The organism is Streptomyces sp. NPDC002125 (genome assembly GCF_053593715.1).
In genome coordinates this window covers 16,813-37,300 of record NZ_JBSFDD010000039.1, presented here as the reverse complement: position 1 = coordinate 37,300, position 20,488 = coordinate 16,813, and the positions used below count along the sequence as shown (strand labels likewise).

The window sequence follows — 20,488 nt, the reverse complement described above, 5'->3', positions numbered from 1 at the left end:
GTCAGCCGGGCGTGTGCTCGTAGTCCGCGATGGTGACCCAGTCGGCGGCGTCAGTGCTCATGACCGCCATGATGCCCGCCCGTCCCGGCACCTGCCGAGGATTCTCCTCGACAGTGCGGGCGCCTCGGCAACCGGTACCGCGGGGTCGATGGAACAGATCGGGTCGACCGCGCGGGGACACCACCTCACGGGCGGGACAGCGCGCGGGCGACCCCGGCGGCCACCGTCGTGGCCAGGATCCAGCCCCCCGCGATCAGCAGGTACGACAGCCACTGGGCGCCTCCCGCGGGATTGAAGGCACGCTCCTGCCCGAGGTCGACGAGCGGCAGCAGAAGATCGGTCGCGTACGCCACCGCGTTGAAGTGCGGGGTCTCGTCCGGCTTGAGCGGGGGCGGGGGCGAGAGGGCGTACGCCACGCTGCCGATTCCGTGCAGCAGCATCAGCCACAGCGCCGCCCGCCAAGGGCGGTAGCCGTAGCCGACGGTGATGTCCTGAAGCGCACCCCAGGTGCGGCTGAGCGGCGGGCGGCCCCGGCGCTGCCGCCGCTCCTTCGCGTACAGCACCCGGCGTGCTTCGGCCTGGTCGCCCGCGCGGACGTACAGCGCGGCAAGCTGCTCGTAGGGCTGGGGCCGGGGTCCGGCGGGGTCTCGCGCGAGCCAGCGCAGGCGGGACACGGCGGGGAGCTCCGGCTTCAGTGCCCCGTACGTCAGTCCGTCCAGGCCGAGTTCGGCGGGCCAGTGCTCAGGATCGTCCCCGAGGACGCCGAGCTGGGCGTGTTCCAGGTTCACCGCGCCCCGGATCGGCTCGGCAGGGCTCAGCAGGAGTTCGGCGGCCCGGATCATGCGCAGATCGAGCACCAGGTGGTCACGCCCGGCCAGGCGGGCGCCGGTGAAGAGCACGGACCCGCCGACGACGGCGCCGCACAACCGCACCGCTGCCGCTGCGCGCATGTCCTGGCACAGGATGCTGTCGCCGACGGTCGCCGCCTCGGCGTCCAGGGCGACGTCCTCACCCTCGGTGCCGAGCCGCGTCCGTCTCAGGTCGAGCCGTCCGCGTATCTGCGCGCCGACCAGGGTGACATGGCCTCCGTCGACGGTCATGCCGGTCGCGTGCACATCCGTGACGGTGGCCCGGTCCAGCGTCAGCGCGCTGCCGCCCGGGTTGCCGAGCGCCGCTCCGTCGAGGTCGAGGTTCGCCCCCATCTCGGCGCCGATCAGCCTGACTTCACCCTCGGCGGTGAAGGAGCCGGAGCACCAGACGGCGCCGCGTACGCTCAGGCCGCCGGCGCCCAGCGCCATGCCGTCCGGATTGCTCAGCCGCGACCCCGACAGCTGGATGCTTCCGGCGATCGTGGCGTTGAACATCCTGAAGCGGCCGATCACGGTGAGACCGGGGGCCAGGATCCGGTCGCCGACGACCGCCCGGTCGAGAATCAGCGCGTCCGCCCCGGGACACCGTACGGTCGCGCCTTCGAGGCTGACCGGTCCCTCGATCCTGGCCCCTCGCAGCAGGACCTGGCCGTCGGCGACGAAGTCCTCTCCGCAGTCCAGGCCTCCGCCGACGGCCAGTCCGTCACCGCCCAGCGCGAGACCATCCCCGCCTGCGCCCAACAGGGAACCGCCCAGGAGGACTTCCCCCTCGATCCTGGCCCGGTCGAGCCGGACTCCGCCAGGAACCACTCCCGCGCGGAGGTCGAGCCGGCCCTCCACTCTCATACCCGCGCCGTCGAACCCCGGCATCCGGCAGCCGTACACGCGCAGGCTCCGCAGCGTGGACTGGGCGAGGCGCGGCGTTTCGTCGAAGCGGCACCCTTCGAGGACCACGGCGGAGTCGACCGTGGCGTGCAGAAGGTCCAGCGTGCCGGTGATCCGGGCGTTGCGCAGCCGGAGTCCGGCCACCTGCCCCGGTTCCGGTTCCCCGGCACCGAGCAGCAGGGCCCTGATCACCTCGGCGCGCACGGACGGTGCCGGGGTGTCGCCCGCCGGTGCGGCCGTGTCTGCCGCGTCGACCCACCCACCGTGGGGAAACGCGGTCCAGAGCCGTTGCTCGGCGGCGCCGAGGTCCGTGGGCGTCATCGGGCACAGGGCGGGGCGTAGTCGCGTTCGGGGAGGTACTGATCCCACTGCTTCTCGGTGATGCGCCCTCCGGGGCGGCTGCACAGACGGGACTTGATGTCCTTCATGTCCAACGGCCAGACACTCACGACGCCTTCGGTGGATCCCGACACCAACAGGCTCCCGTCCGCACTGAATTCCCACCCGGAGTCGTAGGGTCCGCTGCCGCGGATCATGACGAGGTGGCGCGGCTTGTCGATGTCCTCGATGTTCCAGACGCGCTGCGTCGCGCTCTCCCCCTCGGTCAGCAGAAGGCCCCCGTCGCGTGACACGACGAGCCTGGCGTAGTGCGGGAGTGACCCGGCGAGCAGCGGTGCCGCCGGTTCCTCCGGCGGGTCCTCGAGGTCCCAGATCTGGCCGGTCCCGTTCCTGCCCCCGGTCATCAGCCGCCGGCCGTCACCGGAGAAGACGATGTGGTCGGCGTTCTCCTTGTCCACCTTCCGCCCCGGCAGGCGGTCGGGCTTCGCGGGTTCCTCGATGTTCCACAGGCTCAGGTCCTCCGCGAAGTCGAGGGCGGCCACCACGGTGTTGTCCGGGCTGATGGCGATCTCCTCGATCGTGAAGTCCTCCGACACGCCGGGAAGGGTGGCCGTACGCAGCGGTCGCCGGGGATCGGAGAGGTCCCAGAGGACGAGGACGTTGCGCGGGTCCGTGGGCGAGTCCGCCGTGTCGACCGCGGAGACGAGCAGCGTCCCGTCGTCGCTGAACGTGTACGAGCTGGATTCGCCCGGCTCGAAACTACCGGTCCGCGAGGGGGCGTCGAGGTCCTCCACGTCCCACACCGTCACGTGGTCCTGCTGGCTGGACACGAACAGTGCCTTGCCGTCCGCGCTGAAGACGGGGTTGTCCGACCCTCCCAACGGCTCCTCGGGGAGGGCACCGGCGTACTTCGGTTCTCTCGGGTCACCCATGTCCCAGAGGCAGACGGCCTGTCCGCAGGTCACGGCCATGCGTGTCCCGTCCTCGGACAGGTCGATGTCGATGCCTCTGCCCACCGACCGCTGCGGGTCGGGGTCGGCGGCCACCGAGAGCGCACCGGGCTGCTGCGGCACGGAGATGTCCCAGAGCCTCACGGTGCCGTCGGCGGACATGGCCGTCGCGACCGTCCGGCCGTCCGGGCTGACGTCCATGCCGGAGCTGCCGGAGCCTGCCGCCGAACGGCTCAGCGGTGCCGCGAAGTTGGGGTCGTGGATCAGCCGGCCGTCGTCGAGCCGTGTGAGGCGGCGGAGTACGGCCTCGCCGTCCCAGCTGGTGACCAGGTGCCGACTGTCGGGGGCGAACCGCACGAATCCGTCGCTCTGAGGAACCGTGGTCACGGAGCGCGGCTCGGCCGCGTCCGTGACGTCCCACACGGTGATCTCGTGGTCCTGTCCGCCGGTGGTGGCGAACAGGGTGCCGTCGGGCGCGTACGAGATACCCCCCGCCTTGCTCTTGAGCGTGGCGAGCCGTTCGCCCCCGGGTCCCCGGAAGGTCACCCGGTCCTCGAACTCCCAGGCTGTGGACCGGCCGTCCGGTGCGAAGGCGACGGAGTACACATCCGCGGCGGCGTCCAGGGTCTTCAGGGGCGCCGGGCTTTCCGGCCGGCCGACGTCCCAGAGCCGCATGGGCCCGCCCGCGCTTCCGGTGGCGAGCCGCTCCCCGTCCGGGCTGAAGGCCAGGGCGGTGACCGAGTAGCTGTACGGCAACGAGGTGAGCCGGCGCGCGTGTCCGGGGTCGGAGACGTCCCAGAGCTGGATGCTCCCGGCGGGCAGGGTCATGCCGTAGTCGCCGAATCCATGGCCCACCGCCAGCGTCCGCCCGTCCGGGCTGAAGGCCAGCGCCCCGACGTCCCCGGTCCCTCCCGCCAGCTCCGCGACCTGCCGGCCGTCCTGCACGTCCTGGAGGACGACGGTGCCGGTCCCGCCCACCGCCAGCAGCTCCCCCGGGGGCTGGAAGGCGATCGTCACGGGTGATCCCTGCGTCCGGACGTCATGGGTGTACGAGCCCGGCAGGGTGAGGCTGTTCAGCAGAGCGCCTCGTGCCTGGTCGGTCCGCGAGACGTGGTACGCCATCAGGAGCAGCTGCCGGGACAGCCCCGGGTCGGTCGCCTCCAGCTCGGCGGCCTCCCGCACGAGCTGACGGGATCGCGCGACCAGCTGGCGCTCGTCGCTGCGGTCCTGCTCCCGCATCAGGAGCCCCACCGCGGCGGCTCCGGACAGCACCGCGAGGACCAGGGCCAGGAGCAGCGCGTTTCCCGCCATCACCCGGCCGTCACGGCGGCGTGCCCGCGCGGCGGCCTCCGCCCAGTTCCCGGCGGGTTCGACCGTGAGTCCGGGGCGGGCGAAGCCCAGCGCGTCCTCCTGGTCGCCCACGGGGACGATGACCCGGCTCACCTTCGCCGCCGCGAGCTTCGCACGGTACTGGTCGACCGAGCCGAGGTTGCCGAGTCCGTCGAGCTTCCCGACCACCGCCACGTCGTCGGCGAGCCGTCGCACCGCACGCCGGGCGGAGCCCCAGTTCCGGAGCCGGTGGATCTCGTCCAGCACGACGGCGAAGGCGGCGCCCAGTGACTCGTCCTCGACGTAGTGGACGGGGCCGGCCTCGCTCTCCAGCCACCAGAGCACCGTTCCCCTGACGCGCCCGGCACCCGCGCAGTCCCACGCCCGCTCCAGGGATGCCTGGAAGCGCGGGTCCGCGCTGAACAGGCTCATCCTCCCGGGGTCGGGCACGAGTGCCGGCGGGCCTGACGACAGCAGCCGGGCCCGTAGCGTCGCGTGGCGGCCGTGGACCCCGCGGGAGGTCAGCACCTCCATCCGCTGCGGGGGCCGCCGCGACGCGGGGGCGGCCCCGGCCAGGCGCTGGAGTGTGAGCGCTGCGGTGAGCGAGGCCCCGTCCTGGCGTCCGGCGTCCGCCGCCGCGACTGCCAGGGCGTCGAGGCAGCGATGGAGTGCCGTGTTCCCCTGCGCGAGTCCGTCAGGGGTCCATCCGGAGGACGGCGTACCCAGCGGGAAGATCCGGGCGGCCTCGATACGGCCGAGGACGGCGGGCAGCACATCGGGGGCGGCGTCGGTGTCGACGAGGGCGAGTCCCATGCCGGCCAGCGAGCGCAGGGCGTTGACGGCGGCGTCCTCCTGGGGCCTGAACGGTGCGCCGAGGACCGCTTTCGTCTCGGGCACTCTCCGCGCCCCGCGGCCGTCGTTCAACAGCCCGTGCAGCGGCGTCACTTCCTCGTGCAGCGCTCTGAGCGCATGGCTGTCGGCGCGCTCGACCAGCCGCTCTGTCAGCCGGAAGAGGGGCTGCCCGGGCCCGAGGAGCTCCTGGCGTATCTCGTCCGCCTCGTGGGGCGGAGCCTCCTCCACGAGATGGCGGACGAGGTCTCTCGGGAGGCCGGCGGGGGTCACTGGACGGCCCGGCCGATGACGTCCCGCAGCGGGTGCGACGGGGGCAGCGCGTCCGCGATCCGCTCCCAGAGATCCAGGTAGCTGCCGGTGTCGACCGCCGCGATCGAGCGCTCCACCTCCTCCGCTCCCAGTGACGCCGCCTCCGGGACGCCGATCGGCGGTCCGTCCACGTCGGCCTCGACGAAGTCGCCGGTGGGGATGGGCAGGGGCAGGCTCCCGCCGACGAAGCCGTCGGACGGCTCCAGCACGACCCAGTACCGCGTCGAACCCTCTGCCGCCAGGATCCGGAAGGGCAGGAGCATGACCCCGTACCCCTCGGTGAGCAGCCGGTCCTCGCCTGGCCGGAGCACGGCGTGCGCGCTCACCGTGACGTGTCCCGTACTGGTGACGGCCACCCGGACGCTGAACGGGGCCCGTTCGAACTCCTGGCTCTCCCGCCGGATCCCGTCGGACGCCCCCGCGTCGAGCAGCACCGTGTCCATGCGTGGTGCGGCAGGGGCGGACCCGTCTTCTCCGCGCAGAGTCCCGGTGACCCGGGCCGCGGTGTGGCCGAGGAATCTGTTTCGCTCCGCGAGCACGTCGACCAGCGCGGCGAGCGACACCCTGGTGTGTGCGGGCAGCCGGGCCGCGTCCAGGCCCGTCAGCCGGGCGCACAGACTGGTGGCGGCCACCCGGATCAGGCCGGCGTCGTCGTCCCGCACCCCTTCGTCGAGCTGCTCCAGGGAGGCGGTGAAGCGCGGGCCGACCGGCCGGAACCAGTGGCGCAGCCGGATCACCTCGCCGGGCACGCCGCCGTGGAACAGCGCCTCGATCTCATCGGCCAGCCGGGTCACCCGGTGCCAGGGCAGGATGTGGAACAGCTCGGCGGGGGGCCTTCCCTCGTCGGAGAGGCGGGCCAGCAGCAGACGCCGGACCTCGGTCTGTTCACCGGCGAGCACCTCGGTGTCGGCGGCGCTCGGGGTGGCGTCGGGCCACCCTTCCTCGATCCGGGTGATGACACGCAGTCCGGCTTCGGTGACCGGGACGGGCATGGCGAGTTCGTCCAGCTCGACCACCGTCTCACCCGTCGACCGGTGGACCAGGCCCAGCGCTTGCCGTCCCTGCTCCAGCGGGACTCCTCGGCGCTGCCAGCCGTGCGCGAACTTCGGCATCCGGCGGGCGTCGGCCCGCTCGTCACCGTCGTTCACCACGGCCCCGCGCGGCCAGGCGGGTGGACCGGTCGTGGATGCGGGCACGGGTGCCACCGCGGTCCAGATGCTGAGCGGTCGATGGTCCGTCACCCGGTCCGCTCCTGGATCGTCCTGACGAGACGCGCGGCGGCGGGGCCGAGCTCGTGGGCGATGGCAAACTCCCGCTCCCCGCGGTCCCGCACCGGGACGCAGTTCTCCCGCGCCGCGCGCACCCTGGGCCAGCCGTCCGCCGGTATCCGGCCGGTGAGGTCCGCCGGCAGCGCGCCGACCCACTTCGCCGCCCTGGCGGTGTCGGCGTCCGGCCAGCGGAGCCGGAACTTGAGGCAGCGGAGGATGACGCAGGCCTGCGCCACGGGGTCGTCCCCCTCGTACCCCACCGCGAGGACCCGTGGCGCGGCCTGGAGGTCCCGGAGCCCCTGGCCGGTGGGATCGGCGGTCGCGTTGCGCCGGTGGTCGTAGTAGAGGGCGTTGACGGTCAGGTCGCGGGTGACGGCATCGGCCGCCAGGTCTCCCCCGTACGCCGGAAACGCGAACTCGTCCAGCGCGAGGGGCCGGTACTCCATGAGCCGCTCGGGCGGAAACTCGGCCGGGGCGACCGACCACACCAGCCGGGGCGAGACGCGGCAGTCGACATCTCCGAGATCGTGCCGCCTGAGCCTGCGGTCCTCGGCCAGTTCGGTCAGCTCTCCCGGTCCGGCCGTCCCGGTGAAGTCGAGGTCGTTCACCCGGGCGTCCTCGCCGTCGCTGAGCAGGTCCCGCACCGCACCGCCCACCAGCCACGTCGTGTGGTGCCGCGCCGCCAGCGCGTCGAGGAGCCCTTCCACGAACCGCCCCCCGCTGTCCATGGAGACGACCACCCGCTCGAAGCCGGCCCGCAGATGCGGGGGCGCGGCGGCCACGGCGTCATCACTCAGGCTGTCGACCGGCGAAGGGCCGGACCGGATGATCCGGACCGACTCGTCCTCGGCCGCCGGCACGGTCCGGTCGGGCGGTCCGGCCAAGCTGTGATCCCCGTCGAGGAGCAGTCGGTCGCCCGGTGCTCCGGAGACTGGGTGGGGATCGAAGGTGAAGCCGGCGACCGTCCGTCCGTCCACCTGGTCACCTCGCGCGACGGGGCCGTGGGCGGAACGGGCGTAGGCGTCGAACACCTCGGCGCGACCTGCGACTCTGGCCATGAACCACCTCCGGCGAGGTCGACGTCCCTTCTGAGACCTCACTCACCCTATCGGGCGGATGGGCCGACTGTGCGGCTGATGTGGGGAGTTGGCGCCGAAACAGCACCGTACGACGCCGGGGCGGGCGCCGGGCCTCCCATCGCGGATGCGGAGGACAGGCGCGGCCGGACACCGCGTGGTGCGGTTCGGGCATGGGGTGAGGGCCGGCGCACGCCGACACGCGCAGTCCCGGCTGGTCGGCGCGCACCAGCCGGGACTCCGTGTGCGGCATGACGGCGCACTGATCCTTCCTGCACGTCGGCCCGGTCTGAGGAGCCTTGAGCCGGCCACTCCCGGCGCACCCGGTCCTCGGCCTGGACGGGACCTGAGTCCCCGAGCCCCCGTGGGGCAGCCTCAGGAGCTCCGTACGACAGGACGCGGGTGCGTCGGGGCGCTACTTCTGGACGGTGCTCGCGCTCGCCTGGTCCATGAAGATGGCGACGTGGGCCGGAGGCATCGCCGCCATCGTGCCCCCGATCGGCGACGGCCGTTCCGCGCTCTCGATCATCTTCCTGGCGGCCTCGGGCGACACGGGTGGTACCGGCTGCTCGAGATAGACGCTCTTCTCCTCGTCCGCGGCGAGCCCGTCCGGAATGGTGGGGGCGTACGGCCAGAAGTAGAGGGGCGTGTTGGGTTCGATGCGCCAGCTGTCGGCGAGCGAGCCGGCATCGACCACGTCGTAGCCGACCTCCTCCAGGAACCGCGTCACGACCGCCTTGGCACCGGCGTCGTCGCCCGCGATCGCCATCGTCGTCCGTCCGGGGTCGCCCTTGGGACGGGCGTTGGAGTACATGTGGTTCCAGTCCAGGTTGTGCAGCCCCTTGACGACCTGGGAGTTCTTGAGGTGCCGCTGTACGAGCTCGCTCGAGGTGAGCTCCCCGGCGTCGAGCTCCGCGTTGCGCCAGAACTCGGGGTAGTAGTTCGTCTGGTCGATGACCACCTTCCCGGCCAGCTTGCCGGCCGGCAGTGCTTCGAAACTCGCGATCGGTACGGAGAGCGCGATGATGTCGCCCGCCGCGATCGCCTCATCGACACTTCCGGCACGCGCGAGCGGGCCCAGCTCCTGGACACGTTCCGAAAGTGACTCCGGGCCGCGCGAGTTGCTGAGCACGACCTTGTAACCCGCGTCGACGGCCAGCCGCGCGACGGCGCCGCCGACCAGGCCGGAGCCGATGATCCCGATGGTGTGTGTCATCACCGATGTCTCTTTCTTCAAAAGGCGCCAGTGGGCCGCAAGGTGCCGTGTGCCTGACGCGCTCGGACTTGTGAGTCGATGTTCGGCCGGGCCGCGTGGGCGCACCAGGCGTTGTCGTGCCTGGTAGTGCGAGTACCACCCGGCTCCTCAGAGGCGGGCTCATACTGGGTCCATGAGCACGCACACCGAGCTCGGCCCAGCGTTGCGCGCGTGGAGAGAGCGCATCCGTCCGGCCGACGTAGGCCTGCCGAACACGGGCAACCGGCGGGTTCCGGGTCTGCGCCGTGAGGAACTGGCCGTGCTGGCGGGCCTCTCCGTCGACTACCTGGTCCAGCTCGAACAGGGCCGCGCGAAGAATCCGTCGCCCCAGGTCCTTGCGGCCTTCGCGCAGACCCTTCGGCTGAATGCCGTGGACCGCGAACTGCTCTACCGGCTGGCGGGTTCAGTGGTCCCGCCGTCCGGTTCGGTGCCACGCGGGGTACCGCCCGGTGTGCAGCGCATGATCGACCGAATGAGCGACACTCCGCTGGCCGTCTTCACCGCCGCCTGGGACATCGTGCAGACCAACCCGCTCTGGGGCGAGCTGTTCGGCGGCCCGGCCGGGTCCGACGCCCGGTCGAGCAATCTGATCTGGGGCCATTTCGCCGCCCCTCAAGCACCTGGCGCTTCCCGTATCGAACGCGACTCCGCGCACGCCGACGCCTTCGAACGCATGATGGTGTCCGATCTGCGCCGGGCCGCCGACCGGTACCCGGACGACCGGGCCGTCATCGAACTGATCGATGGACTCCGCGAGGCCGACCCCCGCTTCGCCGACCTCTGGACCCGCTACGAGACCCTGCCGATCGGACGCTCGCACAAGACGGTCGTGCACGCCGAGCTCGGCGAGATCGTCCTGGACTGCGACATCATGACCATCGAACGTGCGGACCTGCACATCGTGCTGAACTGGGCCGCTCCGGGTACGGGAGCCGCCGAGAAGCTCGCCGTGCTGCGCGAGCGGGTGACCGCAGCAGCACGCTGAGCACCGGCACCGCGCGCCCGCCCTCGCTGGTGACGCCGGCCAGGACCGGACACTACTCCAGCCGTAGAACGCCGGTGTGCCGTCCTGGCGGACCGCGCCTACGGGTGCGTGTCCGTGATCGCGATGAGCTCGTCGAGGCGGTCCAGGGCGGCCTGCAGGTCGTCGACCTTGGCCTGGATGCGCTCGCGCTCGGTGCGCAGCATGGCTCGTTGCTCAGCGTCGGTGTGCCCGGAGTCCCAGCATGGAAGGAGTTCTGTGATCCTTCGGCTGGTCAGGCCTGCGGCGAACATCTGCTGGAAGAAGCGCACCAGGGGGACGGCGTCCTGCCGGTACAGGCGCTGGCCGGATGGGCTGCGCTCCGCGATGAGCAGTCCCTGCTGCTCGTAGTAGCGCACGGCGCGCACCGAGACGCCGGCGCCCTGCGCCACCTCGCCGATGCGGACCAGCCGCTCGGTCGCGGGCTCCGTGACGGTCATGGTGACTCCTCTCAACCGCTCCTGACGTCCAGCACTTGCCTCTGACGTCAACGTCAGGTTTTAGCGTACCGGGCATGGACATCAACAACTCAGTCGCCCTTGTCACCGGAGCCAACCGTGGCCTGGGCCGCGCCTTCGCCCAGCGCCTGCTCGAACGGGGCGCCCGCAAGGTCTACGCGACGGCCCGCCGACCGGAGACCGTGGACCTGCCCGGGGCCGAGATACTGCCCCTCGACATCACCGATCCCGCATCCGTGAGGGCCGCCGCCGAGGCCGCCCCGGACGTCTCGCTGCTCGTCAACAACGCGGGGATCCAGACGGGGACCGACCTGGTGACCGGCTCGCTGGACGTTGTGCGGCACGAGCTGGAGACCAACGTGTTCGGCCACCTCGGAATGATCCGGGAGTTCGCGCCGGCGCTCGCCAGGAACGGCGGGGGCGCGATCGTGAACGTCCTCTCCGCCATGTCGTGGTTCGGGGGCGCGGGCGCCAATGCCTACCACCTGACCAAGGCCGCCGCCTGGGCCATGACCAACGGCGTCCGCCTCGAGCTCGCCGAGCAGGGCACGCTCGTGACAGCGGTGCACCTCGGCCTGGCCGACACCGACATGTCCGCGGGCTGGCCCGTGGACAAGCTCGCACCGTCGGACCTGGCCGACGCGGCGCTCGACGGTGTCGAGGCGGGCTCCGCCGAGGTCCTCGCCGACCAGTGGAGCCGGGACATCAAGTCCCGCCTGCCACTGACGCCGGAAGAGTTCAACGCCGCGATGGACCGAGCCCTGGCGGCGCTGACGGCAGGGTGAGGGGGCCGTAGGACCACGCCGGCTTCGGCAGGTTGCTTCTGAGACCGGTCACGCGCCCGTCCGCAGTCGTGGATCTTCTTGTTGTGGCCGCGCGCGGGCACCGGGCACCCGCGGGCGCGTGCCCGGTGCCCGCGGCGCAAGAGCGCAGATCATCACGGACCGCGTCCGCCTCCCTCGGTCACCGCACCGACAAATGCCGGAGGCCATACGGCGTGGCCTCACCGGCCCGCTCCGCGATCGTCCAGCAGGTGCGGGGCGAATCGACCGGCTGGACCGGCGAGGACCGTCACGTTCATCCCATGGCGCTTCCTTCTACCCGAGAAGTACGGCTGGTCGGCAGCGATGCGGTCGACCGGCCGCACAGTTGTGTGCTCGCGCAGGTACACCAGTGCCACCATCGCGCACTGGGACGGACGGAACTTGCAGCGCCGGTCGACCTCACGGGTGCCGATCAGCACCGTGACCCACTCCACGAGTACATGCGGAGGGCCGAATGCCGCAGGATGGATGACCAACGAAGCCCCCGAGCAACGTGATCGAGACGTCAGACAGCTCGATCAACAACCCGGGGGCCTCGCTCGTTGCGCCTCAAGTCCCATCACCCATCGGTGTGGCCAACCCGAGCCGCTGCTGCGCAGCGCGGCGAAACGACATGAAGAGTTCAAGCCCAGTGATCGACGTCCGTCAACTCAAGGGGACTCGTCCGTTGGTGCAGATGAAATCGTAATAGGCAACCGGAAACGCGCTGCTGAATCCACCCGAGGGAAGTGTCCGCACGGGTTCGACATCCCATGAGTAAGACCCACTCCAGAGCACTGCGGTAACAGGCAAATGGCTGATGTAAGACTGCTTGAACGCCTGGCTGGGCAGGACTCGAATGCAAGCGTTGGTGCTTGCGCTGATGAGCCTCGCACCGGTGAAGTTGGTGTTGTCCCAGAGACAGAGATTCCCGGACGGGCAGCTGCCATCTGTGCTGGCGGCCTGCGCTGCCGTCGAAGTTGCCATGGAGCCCACGACGGCCAAGGCGAGCGCCGACGCGCCCAGTACGCAATTTCGCCATCTGTTCACGTATTGCCTCTTTCCGAGTCGGTGCCATTGAGACGCGCAGCTACCGGCGTAGCGATCCGCAACATGCCTTCCCAGATCGGCAGTTGAATCGCCCTTGAACCTACTCGTCAGCTCCAAGGAAGTCGAGGGCCGCTCATCTCTTACGGAAGCGCCCCCGGACTCGCCGACAGTCGGCCCGCTTTGTGTCCATGCCGGACTGCTGGTCCCGGCCCTCCTCTGCCTGCAAGCCGTACGCTCAGCGCGCAGTTCAGCGGTGCCTTCGGCTCGAGTACGGCCCGCAGCCAGGAGCGAGGTTCGACCAGCCACCCACGCCCCCGGTTTCACCTGGGCACTCCAGCACCGGTTAGCTGCCGCACGGCCTTTTTGTCGGTACTTGGCACCTTGACCCTGCCTGCGATGATCTGGTGCGCACAGACAGCGCGGGTAGCTAGTCACGGATCACACTCCGTGCCAGATCGGGCTATTCGCACACATCGGCATCCGTTTCCTTGATTCTGGGAACTGCCACCGGAAAAGCCAAAAGCCCCTGCCCTGGTGGCCCTCGCGGCACGCCAGAAGCCATATTGGAGCGGACCAGCACATGAGAGCCATGAACGACACATATATACGCAGGACGCTGACAGCAGGTCTGGGGGTGTTGCTCTGCGCGCTGTGGTCCGTTCCAGCCCACGCCGACGTGGCCACGGCGGAATTCGCGCCCCTCACCCGTGACAGTCTCGCGGTGGACACCGAACTCTCTCCTGGGACGACGGTTGACCTGGTGCGGCGGACGATGACTCTGGGGGCCGGCGAGAAGAGGCATCTGCGGGGCCGGCTGCAGGCCACCAGCACAACGACCGGAATCGTCGGCCTGACAGAGCGCATCCGGTGCCTGAACGCGTCGGGGGCCACCGTGTCCGTGGTGGCGGCGTCGGCACGTAATCATGAGGGCAACGACACCGCCACCTACGCGACTCCGGGCCATCTCCCGCTCTATGCGGATCTACTCTTCACCGCTCCAAGCGCCGGCACCTACAACTGCGTACTCCAGGGGACGGCCTACTCGTCCCTGCCCGGCAGCTATCACCTGACCGCGGTCGCCTACAACACCTGGCTCGAGACGGACGACACCGACCGGACCGGAGCACACTGGTGGCAGAACCCGGCGTGCGAAAGCGACGACAGTGCGGGCGCCTGCACCTACGTCGGCGGCGGAGCGGCACGCCCTGATGCCTGGGTGTTCTACGACGACGGAACCCCGGTCCACACATGGCAGGCGCACCCGGACGCGGTGAGCGTTTCGGCACAGGCAAACCTGGAACTCACCACGTGTTACCAGGGGACGGCTTCCTGTGCTGCGGCCATGGAGGTTTACCCGCGTGGGGAGAACGCGGTCGTGGACGCCCGCTTCGAGTTTCTTCAGCTCGATCCGACCGGGCACACGTGCCGCACCAACAGCGTCACTGCCCGCCGGACCATCACCGACGACGCGCATCACGCCGTCGGCTACTCCTCCCTGCCCGATGTCCCGATCGATCCTGCTTGCGGCACGCGCACCTTCCTCCTGCGTGTCTACGTCAAACACATCTCCGGACAGACGGTCAAAATCGACGGTGTCCAAAGCGGCGTCACCTCCCTCACCAACGGAATCGCCTTCAACAATTTCAACTGACGCTCGCGGCACCAGGGAGAAGGAGGCCGGGCGGCGTGACTCCGCCCAGCGGGCACGCCGCTCTCGGCCTCGGCCGAATCGTCACCGTGTCAGCCCCGTCCCCGCACGACGTCACAACCGGGACCAGTAGTCGAGCCCCTCGACTCGGTAGCGAGCGCCGGCAACGAACCGCAGTTCGCCCACAAGCCGACGGACCTCGTCCGGCACCCGGCGATGCCGCGCCAACAGCAACTCCAGCTCGTCGTCACGGGCATCGATCCCGCCGTGGTCCGGATGACTCTCCGGTCCGACCCTGCCGGCCTCACGGCGCTCATCCCACCTGGCGCAGATCGCCCACAGCTCCCCCTCCAGCTCCACCGCGGCCTCGCTCGCGGTCCAGACCTGGTACTCCTCGGCTCCATCGCGGTGGTCATGGTCGTCGTTCTGGAAGTAGTGAGGCTGCCCGCCGATGACAGCGAGGCCGGCGCGCGGTCCGTCGTACCACTCCAACTCGACGTACACACGCTCAAAGCCGTCCGCGATCAACTGCTCCTCGCCCCAGATCTAGCCACGCGGGCAGGCTACCGAGGAGCAGCCTCCGTATCCATGATCACGGTCAACGGACTGGGGTCCACCCCGGGCCCCACCGCCGGCTGGGACCGCACCGGACCAGCGGACCGCCCCTGTCACCTGCCCGTCTCCGCCCTCCCGGTGGCACAGGGAGGCCCAACGGCTCGTGTGCGGCGGCACGCGGGACGGTCTGCCCCATTGACGCGGTCACGCCTCCCCCACATCATCCTGGGAGCGCTCCCACCAGCGTCGCACCGAAGGCACCCCACCGACCACTCACACCGGGCGCCCTGCCGATCGACGCGGCGCTCGCCCGAGGAGGACACGTCATGCCTCTCATGCAACTCCCCGCCACCGGCCGGTTGGACCGGCCGCTTCGCAGAGCCGGAAGACCGGTGAGCAGACGTCCCGCCGCCGCGCTCGTCTGCGCCCTGGCCGCGGTCGCCGCCCTCGCCACCGCTCCCCCTGCGCCCGCCGCGACCGGCCGGACCGCCACGGCAGCGGCCGCCGACGAGGCGTCGGCCGTCCAGGTCTCCGTCAACGCGGGGGTGGGGCTCGGCACCATCGACAAGGCGGCGTTCGGCGTCAACCACGCGCTCTGGGACTCGCACATGAACGACCCGGAGGTGACCGGTCTGCTGGGCGAGGCGGGCGTCGGCGTGATGCGCTACCCGGGCGGCTCCTACGGCGACATCTACCACTGGGAGGACCACACCGCCCCCGGCGGTTACGTGGCGCCCGGCACCACCTTCGACGAGTTCATGGGCAGCGTCCGCGCCACCGGCTCCCAGCCGATGATCATCGCCAACTACGGCACCGGTACCCCGCAGGAGGCCGCCGACTGGGTCCGGTACGCCAATGTCACCCGCGGCTACGGCGCGAAGTACTGGGAGATCGGCAACGAGATCTACGGCAACGGCCACTACGGCGGCGGCTGGGAGGCCGACGACCACCCGGACAAGAGCCCGCGCGAGTACGCCCGCAACGTCCTCGCCTACGCCGAGGCGATGAAGGCGGTCGACCCGACGATCAAGATCGGCGCCGTCCTGACGACACCGGGCGACTGGCCGGACGGCATCACCGGCCCCGGCGACTCGGCCGACTGGAACCACACTGTGCTGTCCGCGGTCGCCGGGACGATCGACTTCGCCATCGTGCACTCCTACCCGGGCGGCGCCACCGCCGACGAGGCCCTGGACCGGACCGCCCGGCTGCCCGGAGCGCTCCGCGAGGTCCGCCGGCAGATCGACCGGTACGCCGGGGAACGCTCGTCGAAGATCGGCATCGCGCTCACCGAGGTCAACTCCAACGTCCAGATGAACAGCCGCCCCAACGGCCTGTTCGCCGCGGACACCTACATGACGGCGCTGGAGAACGGCGTCTTCAACGTCGACTGGTGGAACGTCCACAACGGGCCCACATCGGCGGGGACGGTGGACGGCGACACCGACTTCAACGACTTCGGCCTGCTCTCCAGCGGCGGCTGCGTCGGCGACGTCTGCCAGCCGGCCGTGAACACGCCGTTCCACCCGTACTTCGGCATCAAGTCACTGACCAAGCTGGGCCGTCCGGGTGACACGATGGTCGCCTCCTCCACCGACAGCGACCAGGTCTCCGCGCACGCCGTGCACCGGGCCGACGGCACGCTGAGCGTGATGCTGATCAACAAAGACCCGCTGAACTCCCGCACTGCGGACATCAGTTACGCCGGATACACGCCCACTGCCCACGCACCGGTCGTACACCGTTACGGCCGCGGCGACACCGATGTCACCCGGGTGGCCGCCACCGCCGGGGGCGACCAGGTCCTGCCGCCGTACTCGATCACCACGATCACCGTCGCCCCGCACGCCGCCGCGGCCTCGGTAGGCGCGCCCGGCGCTCCGAAAACCACCGCCGTGGACAGCTCGACCGCCACGGTGAGCTGGACGGCCCCCGCGAACGGCAAGGCGGTGCGCTACGAGGTGTACGAACGGCTGCGTTCCAACGCCCAGTTGCTCGCCAGCTCGACCTCCACCTCGGCGACGCTGTACAACCTGCCGTCGGGCTCCGAGCACACGGTCAACGTCCTCGCCCGGGACGCCGACGGCCGTCTCTCGCGCCCCTCGGAACCGCTGACCTTCGCCACCACGGCTCCACGCGACAGCAGCTGCCTGGTCAACTATCGGGTGGACAGCGGCTGGGGCAGCGGATTCGTCGCCACCGTCACGGTCTCGAACGTCGGTGACGCCCCGGTCAACGGCTGGACCCTGGACTTCACCTGGCCGTCCACCGGTCAGTCCGTGCAGAGCTCCTGGAACGCGAACGTCACCAGCTCCGGCACCCGCGTCCATGTGACCGACAACGGCACCAACGCCGAGCTGGCCCCGCGCGGCGGCTCCACCGCCACCTTCGGTTTCGTCGGAGCCAACGACGGCGCCAACCCCACCCCGACGACGTTCACCCTCAACGGCACGGTCTGCCGCACCTCCTGATCCACCGCCCGCGGCCCGTCCTCCGACGGGCCGGGCCGCGGGCGCGGGCCCGGGCGCGCCGGACGATCGTCGCCCGCACCCCGGAGGAGGCGGTATGCAGCGTACTTCCTGAGCGGGCAAGCCAAGCCGGGGAATCATGAACGTGACGTCATGAGAATGGCGTACTGCCGCCTCTCTCCTGTGAACGGCCACCGCGCGTCATGAGCGCCACCGGCCCATAGTGCACGGGAGGTTGGACGGTGGAGCTCACTGTCGCACTCTTGTCCGCGGTTGTTCCTCTGGTCCCTGCGGTAAAGCGCTGGCTGGACAGCATGGCGCTTCGCAACCGGACTTCGGCCCGGGCCGAGACAGTCCGTGCTCGGTCGGCCCATCAGGACGCCTCCCGGGGTACGGCCGCGGAAGGGAAAACGGAGGAAGGCAATGGCTGAGCGTGAAGTGGAGCCCGTTGAGGCTCTGGGTGCTCTGTACGCTGACTACCGGGTCAGCCTCACAAGCACCGCTCAGCAGGCGCTCCTCGCCCACGGCATCCCGGAGTCCGTCGTCTCGGCCGAGGATCTCGTGCAGAACGCCTTCGCGAAGATCCTGCGCCGTCCGGCGTCTGTCGAGTACCCGGTCAGCTATCTGCGCGTGGTGATCCGCACGGAGGCAGCCAACCGGGCGCGTCAGCAGGCCCGGCACAGTGGGCTGGAAGCACGGCGCGCGGCCGATCCGCTGCGCTTCGACCCCATGCAGTCCCCGGACGTGGCCGCGTTGGTGGCCAACCGCTGTGCCGTCGAGCAGGCCATGGACGCCCTGACTCCCTCGCAACGCACCGCGGTATGGGCAACGAAAGGGCTGGACTGCACCCAGGCCGAGACTGCGGTCATGATGAAGAAGGCGCCCGGCACTGTCGCCACTCATGTCTCGCGCGGCATGGCACTTCTGCGTGCGAGCCTTGTTGCCACCGTGGTCGTCGGCATCGTCTGTGTGGTGGGCCTTTTCGTCGACGATCCGCTGCAGGACACCCCTCCCGCGAGGGAGCCGAGTAGAGGTTCCAGCCCGCTGTCCCCGCAGTGGTGGCCCGGGAAACCAGCCCTGTTGTCCGCCCTGTACGCGCACTGGCCGGTGTTCGGTCCGTCGGCGCTGATCGTCACGTGCGGCGTTCTCTACTGGCTGTGGCGACGCTTCAGGGCCCACGGCAGGGCCGAGACACCATTCGGCACCTGGTGGGGCCTCCGGCGGACAGGCCAGGCCTGGCAGAGTTCGACCGACCAACTCGGGCTGCCCTTCACCGCTCGCGAATTCACCCGCGACGCGATCGTCTTCGTGGCCCCGAGTGACCTCTCCGCCGAAGCCGTACTGAAGGGTTCGGAGGCGGTGACCATCCTGATGGAGCGAAAGCTGGGCCGCATCGTTCACCTGGAACTGTTCGGGGGCCTCTCGTCGCGACAGCAGAGTTCCCCTGGCAGTCGGCTACGGAACGCATTCGACCTGACCGGCTGGTCCAGAGGCGAACTCGCCCGAATGGTGAACCGGCAGGCTGCCACCCTGGGGTACCGGCAGCTCGCGACCGACACCTCGCGGGTGCGCCGTTGGCTCGACCTGGGTGAGATCCCACGCGATCCCGTACCACAACTGCTCGCCGCCCTGTTCACCGAGCGTCTCGGTCGAGTCGTGACCACCGAGGATCTCGGCTTGACCCGTCCCGCAAGCGAGTGGGCACGCCGCAGCAGTACGGAGCAGCAACACCCCGATGGACTGCCATGGGCGCCCGAGCGGACCGCCTTGGTGCTCACGGAATTCACGGGCATGGACCTCATGCTCAATCGCCGCGGCCTCGTAAGCGCGAACGCCTCGCTCTCAGCCGATCAATCGAATAACTGTCAGGGAACGTCTTGACAAGGACGGTCCCATCGAATGCCGGGCCGACTCGCCGCCGCGAACCATGCGACTGCGACCCCACGGGTCCGAGAGTCAAAGTGCTGGGCCTGCTCCCCGCCCCTGGCCTCGCCAGGACTCACGCTTTACATAAACGGCACTTCCCGCGGCAGACCGGACGGCTCCTGAGAACCGGCGCCGCCCGGGCCGTGGGGACAACGAGGTTCTCCCTTCCGCACGCTGTGCAGATCGACCTGTCCCCGCCGGCCCGGCGCGATGATCCGTGCAGGTGTTACGTGTCCTGTTGCGCCGGTACGACCGGCGCAGCCGGTTGGTGCTTGGGGAGTGTGGGCTCGTGCAGGACGCGGAAGAGCAGCCAACTCAGCGCGGGCATGGCGATCAAGGGGGTCAGGGCGGTCTGCAGGGAGGTGGTGTCGGCCAGGCGTCCGATCAGGGGCTGATCAGGCCGCCGATGCTGACGGTGAGGCCGAGGGTGACGCCGCTGGCGGTGCCGATGCGGGAGGGGAGGTAGTCCTGGCCGAGGGTGACCTGCAAGGAGAAGGGGACGTACAGGCCGGCGGAGGTGAGGGCCACGAAGAGGAACAGTGTGGGACCGGGCGTGTAGATCACCCCGGCGACGGCGACGATCGAGACCAGATAGGACCAGCGGGAGACCCGGACGCGGTCGTAGCGGTTGGCCAGATAGCCGCCCAGGACCGAGCCGACGGCGCCTCCCAGGAACAGCAGGAACAGGGCCACGGTTCCTGCGGCGGTGCTGCCGTGCATGCGCTGCTGGGCATAGAGGGAGATGAAGGTGCTCAGCCCCGTGAAGACGATGGAGCGGAACACCACAGCCAGCGACAGCTTGACGAACGAGGCCACGTCATCGGCACCCGTGACCGGCACGGCCGCGGACGCACCGGCTTGACGCCGGCCCAGCAACTGAAGCACCGGCACGCACAGGGCAGCGCCGACCAGTGCGGGCAGGACCAGGACCGGCGTCCAGCTCAGTGAGCCGCCTCCGATCGCGACGGACACCATGATCGGAGCGAGCGCGAAGCCGATGTTGCCGCCGAGGGAGAACCAGCTCATCGCGCTGTGACCGCCCTGGCTGACCAGCCGGGCCACACGGGCGGACTCGGGATGGTAGGCGGCGACCCCGATCCCGGAGATCGCGACGAAGACCAGGGTCAGCCCGTAGGAGCCGCTCAGGCCGCTCAGCGCGATGCCTGTGCCACTGAGCAGGGTGCTGACCGGCAGCAGCCACGGCATCGCCCACCGGTCGGTCAGCGCGCCGAACACCGGCTGGGCCACCGACGACAGCAGCGATGCGGCCAGCACGATACCGGAGGCAACGGCGTAGCTGTAGTGGCGGTCGGCCACGAAGAACGGAATCAGCGCGGCGACCGCGCCCTGATAGACGTCGACGCAGGCATGCCCCACGGACAGCAGAGAGATCGTTGTATTCCTTCGCACCCGTCCATGCTGGAAGA

The 20,488-nt window shown here is 70.3% G+C and carries 12 protein-coding genes and 4 pseudogenes; 6 read left to right on the top strand and 10 right to left on the bottom strand.

Annotated elements, in window-relative coordinates; translation table 11 throughout:
* Positions 1-185: 185 nt before the first annotated feature.
* The 5 genes from ACWCQM_RS38155 to ACWCQM_RS38135 form a co-directional block, all read right to left on the bottom strand.
* Positions 186-2,075, bottom strand: coding sequence for an oxidoreductase (locus tag ACWCQM_RS38155; RefSeq protein WP_450919670.1), 1,890 nt, complete (start codon positions 2,073-2,075; stop codon positions 186-188).
* The gene (locus tag ACWCQM_RS38150; protein ID WP_450919669.1) at positions 2,072-5,494 is read right to left on the bottom strand and encodes a WD40 repeat domain-containing protein; all 3,423 of its coding nucleotides are present in this window, start codon (positions 5,492-5,494) and stop codon (positions 2,072-2,074) included. The genes ACWCQM_RS38155 and ACWCQM_RS38150 overlap by 4 nt, the downstream gene beginning before the upstream one ends.
* A complete protein-coding gene (locus tag ACWCQM_RS38145) occupies positions 5,491-6,774 on the bottom strand; it encodes a hypothetical protein (RefSeq protein WP_450919668.1) in 1,284 nt (427 codons plus the stop codon). Before ACWCQM_RS38145 ends, ACWCQM_RS38150 begins: the two co-directional genes overlap by 4 nt.
* Complete coding sequence (locus tag ACWCQM_RS38140; RefSeq protein ID WP_450919667.1) at positions 6,771-7,859, bottom strand: hypothetical protein; 1,089 nt, start codon at positions 7,857-7,859, stop codon at positions 6,771-6,773. The genes ACWCQM_RS38145 and ACWCQM_RS38140 overlap by 4 nt, the downstream gene beginning before the upstream one ends.
* Before the next feature lie 433 nt (positions 7,860-8,292).
* The gene (locus ACWCQM_RS38135) at positions 8,293-9,198 is read right to left on the bottom strand and encodes an NADPH-dependent F420 reductase (protein WP_450919666.1); all 906 of its coding nucleotides are present in this window, start codon (positions 9,196-9,198) and stop codon (positions 8,293-8,295) included.
* Positions 9,199-9,265: 67 nt separating this feature from the next.
* Here ACWCQM_RS38135 and ACWCQM_RS38130 point away from each other — a divergent pair, with 67 nt between their 5' ends.
* Positions 9,266-10,117 (top strand): helix-turn-helix transcriptional regulator, encoded by an 852-nt coding sequence (locus ACWCQM_RS38130; RefSeq protein WP_450919665.1) that lies wholly within the window; start codon positions 9,266-9,268, stop codon positions 10,115-10,117.
* Between the two features lie 98 nt (positions 10,118-10,215).
* On the opposite strand, the gene ACWCQM_RS38125 is transcribed toward ACWCQM_RS38130, so the two are convergent.
* On the bottom strand, positions 10,216-10,593 hold the full coding sequence (locus tag ACWCQM_RS38125) for a MerR family DNA-binding transcriptional regulator (protein ID WP_450919664.1): 378 nt from the start codon (positions 10,591-10,593) through the stop codon (positions 10,216-10,218).
* A gap of 74 nt (positions 10,594-10,667) precedes the next feature.
* Here ACWCQM_RS38125 and ACWCQM_RS38120 point away from each other — a divergent pair, with 74 nt between their 5' ends.
* The gene (locus tag ACWCQM_RS38120) at positions 10,668-11,396 is read left to right on the top strand and encodes an SDR family oxidoreductase (protein ID WP_450919663.1); all 729 of its coding nucleotides are present in this window, start codon (positions 10,668-10,670) and stop codon (positions 11,394-11,396) included.
* A gap of 260 nt (positions 11,397-11,656) precedes the next feature.
* Here ACWCQM_RS38120 and ACWCQM_RS38115 read toward each other — a convergent pair.
* Together ACWCQM_RS38115 and ACWCQM_RS38110 are read right to left on the bottom strand one after the other, a co-directional pair.
* Positions 11,657-11,911 (bottom strand): annotated as a pseudogene (locus ACWCQM_RS38115) (IS5/IS1182 family transposase); the annotation flags it as partial.
* 169 nt (positions 11,912-12,080) lie between these two features.
* On the bottom strand, positions 12,081-12,401 hold the full coding sequence (locus tag ACWCQM_RS38110; RefSeq protein ID WP_450919684.1) for a peptidase inhibitor family I36 protein: 321 nt from the start codon (positions 12,399-12,401) through the stop codon (positions 12,081-12,083).
* 652 nt (positions 12,402-13,053) lie between these two features.
* Between ACWCQM_RS38110 and ACWCQM_RS38105 the strand changes: the two genes are divergently transcribed.
* Positions 13,054-14,115 (top strand): hypothetical protein, encoded by a 1,062-nt coding sequence (locus ACWCQM_RS38105; protein ID WP_450919662.1) that lies wholly within the window; start codon positions 13,054-13,056, stop codon positions 14,113-14,115.
* A 111-nt stretch (positions 14,116-14,226) separates the two neighbouring features.
* Here ACWCQM_RS38105 and ACWCQM_RS38100 read toward each other — a convergent pair whose 3' ends face one another.
* Positions 14,227-14,640, bottom strand: a complete 414-nt coding sequence (locus ACWCQM_RS38100) for a hypothetical protein (RefSeq protein WP_450919661.1) — start codon at positions 14,638-14,640, stop codon at positions 14,227-14,229.
* Positions 14,641-14,993: 353 nt separating this feature from the next.
* Here ACWCQM_RS38100 and ACWCQM_RS38095 point away from each other — a divergent pair, with 353 nt between their 5' ends.
* From ACWCQM_RS38095 to ACWCQM_RS38085, 3 genes and pseudogenes are all read left to right on the top strand, one after another.
* Entirely contained in the window at positions 14,994-17,138 is a 2,145-nt protein-coding gene (locus tag ACWCQM_RS38095) for a cellulose binding domain-containing protein (RefSeq protein ID WP_450919660.1), read from the top strand.
* Positions 17,139-17,558: 420 nt separating this feature from the next.
* Positions 17,559-18,050 (top strand): annotated as a pseudogene (locus ACWCQM_RS38090) (RNA polymerase sigma factor); the annotation flags it as partial.
* 492 nt (positions 18,051-18,542) lie between these two features.
* Positions 18,543-18,983, top strand: a pseudogene (locus ACWCQM_RS38085) (hypothetical protein); the annotation flags it as partial.
* A gap of 304 nt (positions 18,984-19,287) precedes the next feature.
* Here ACWCQM_RS38085 and ACWCQM_RS38080 read toward each other — a convergent pair.
* Positions 19,288-20,471: pseudogene (locus ACWCQM_RS38080) on the bottom strand (MFS transporter).
* Positions 20,472-20,488 lie beyond the last annotated feature (17 nt).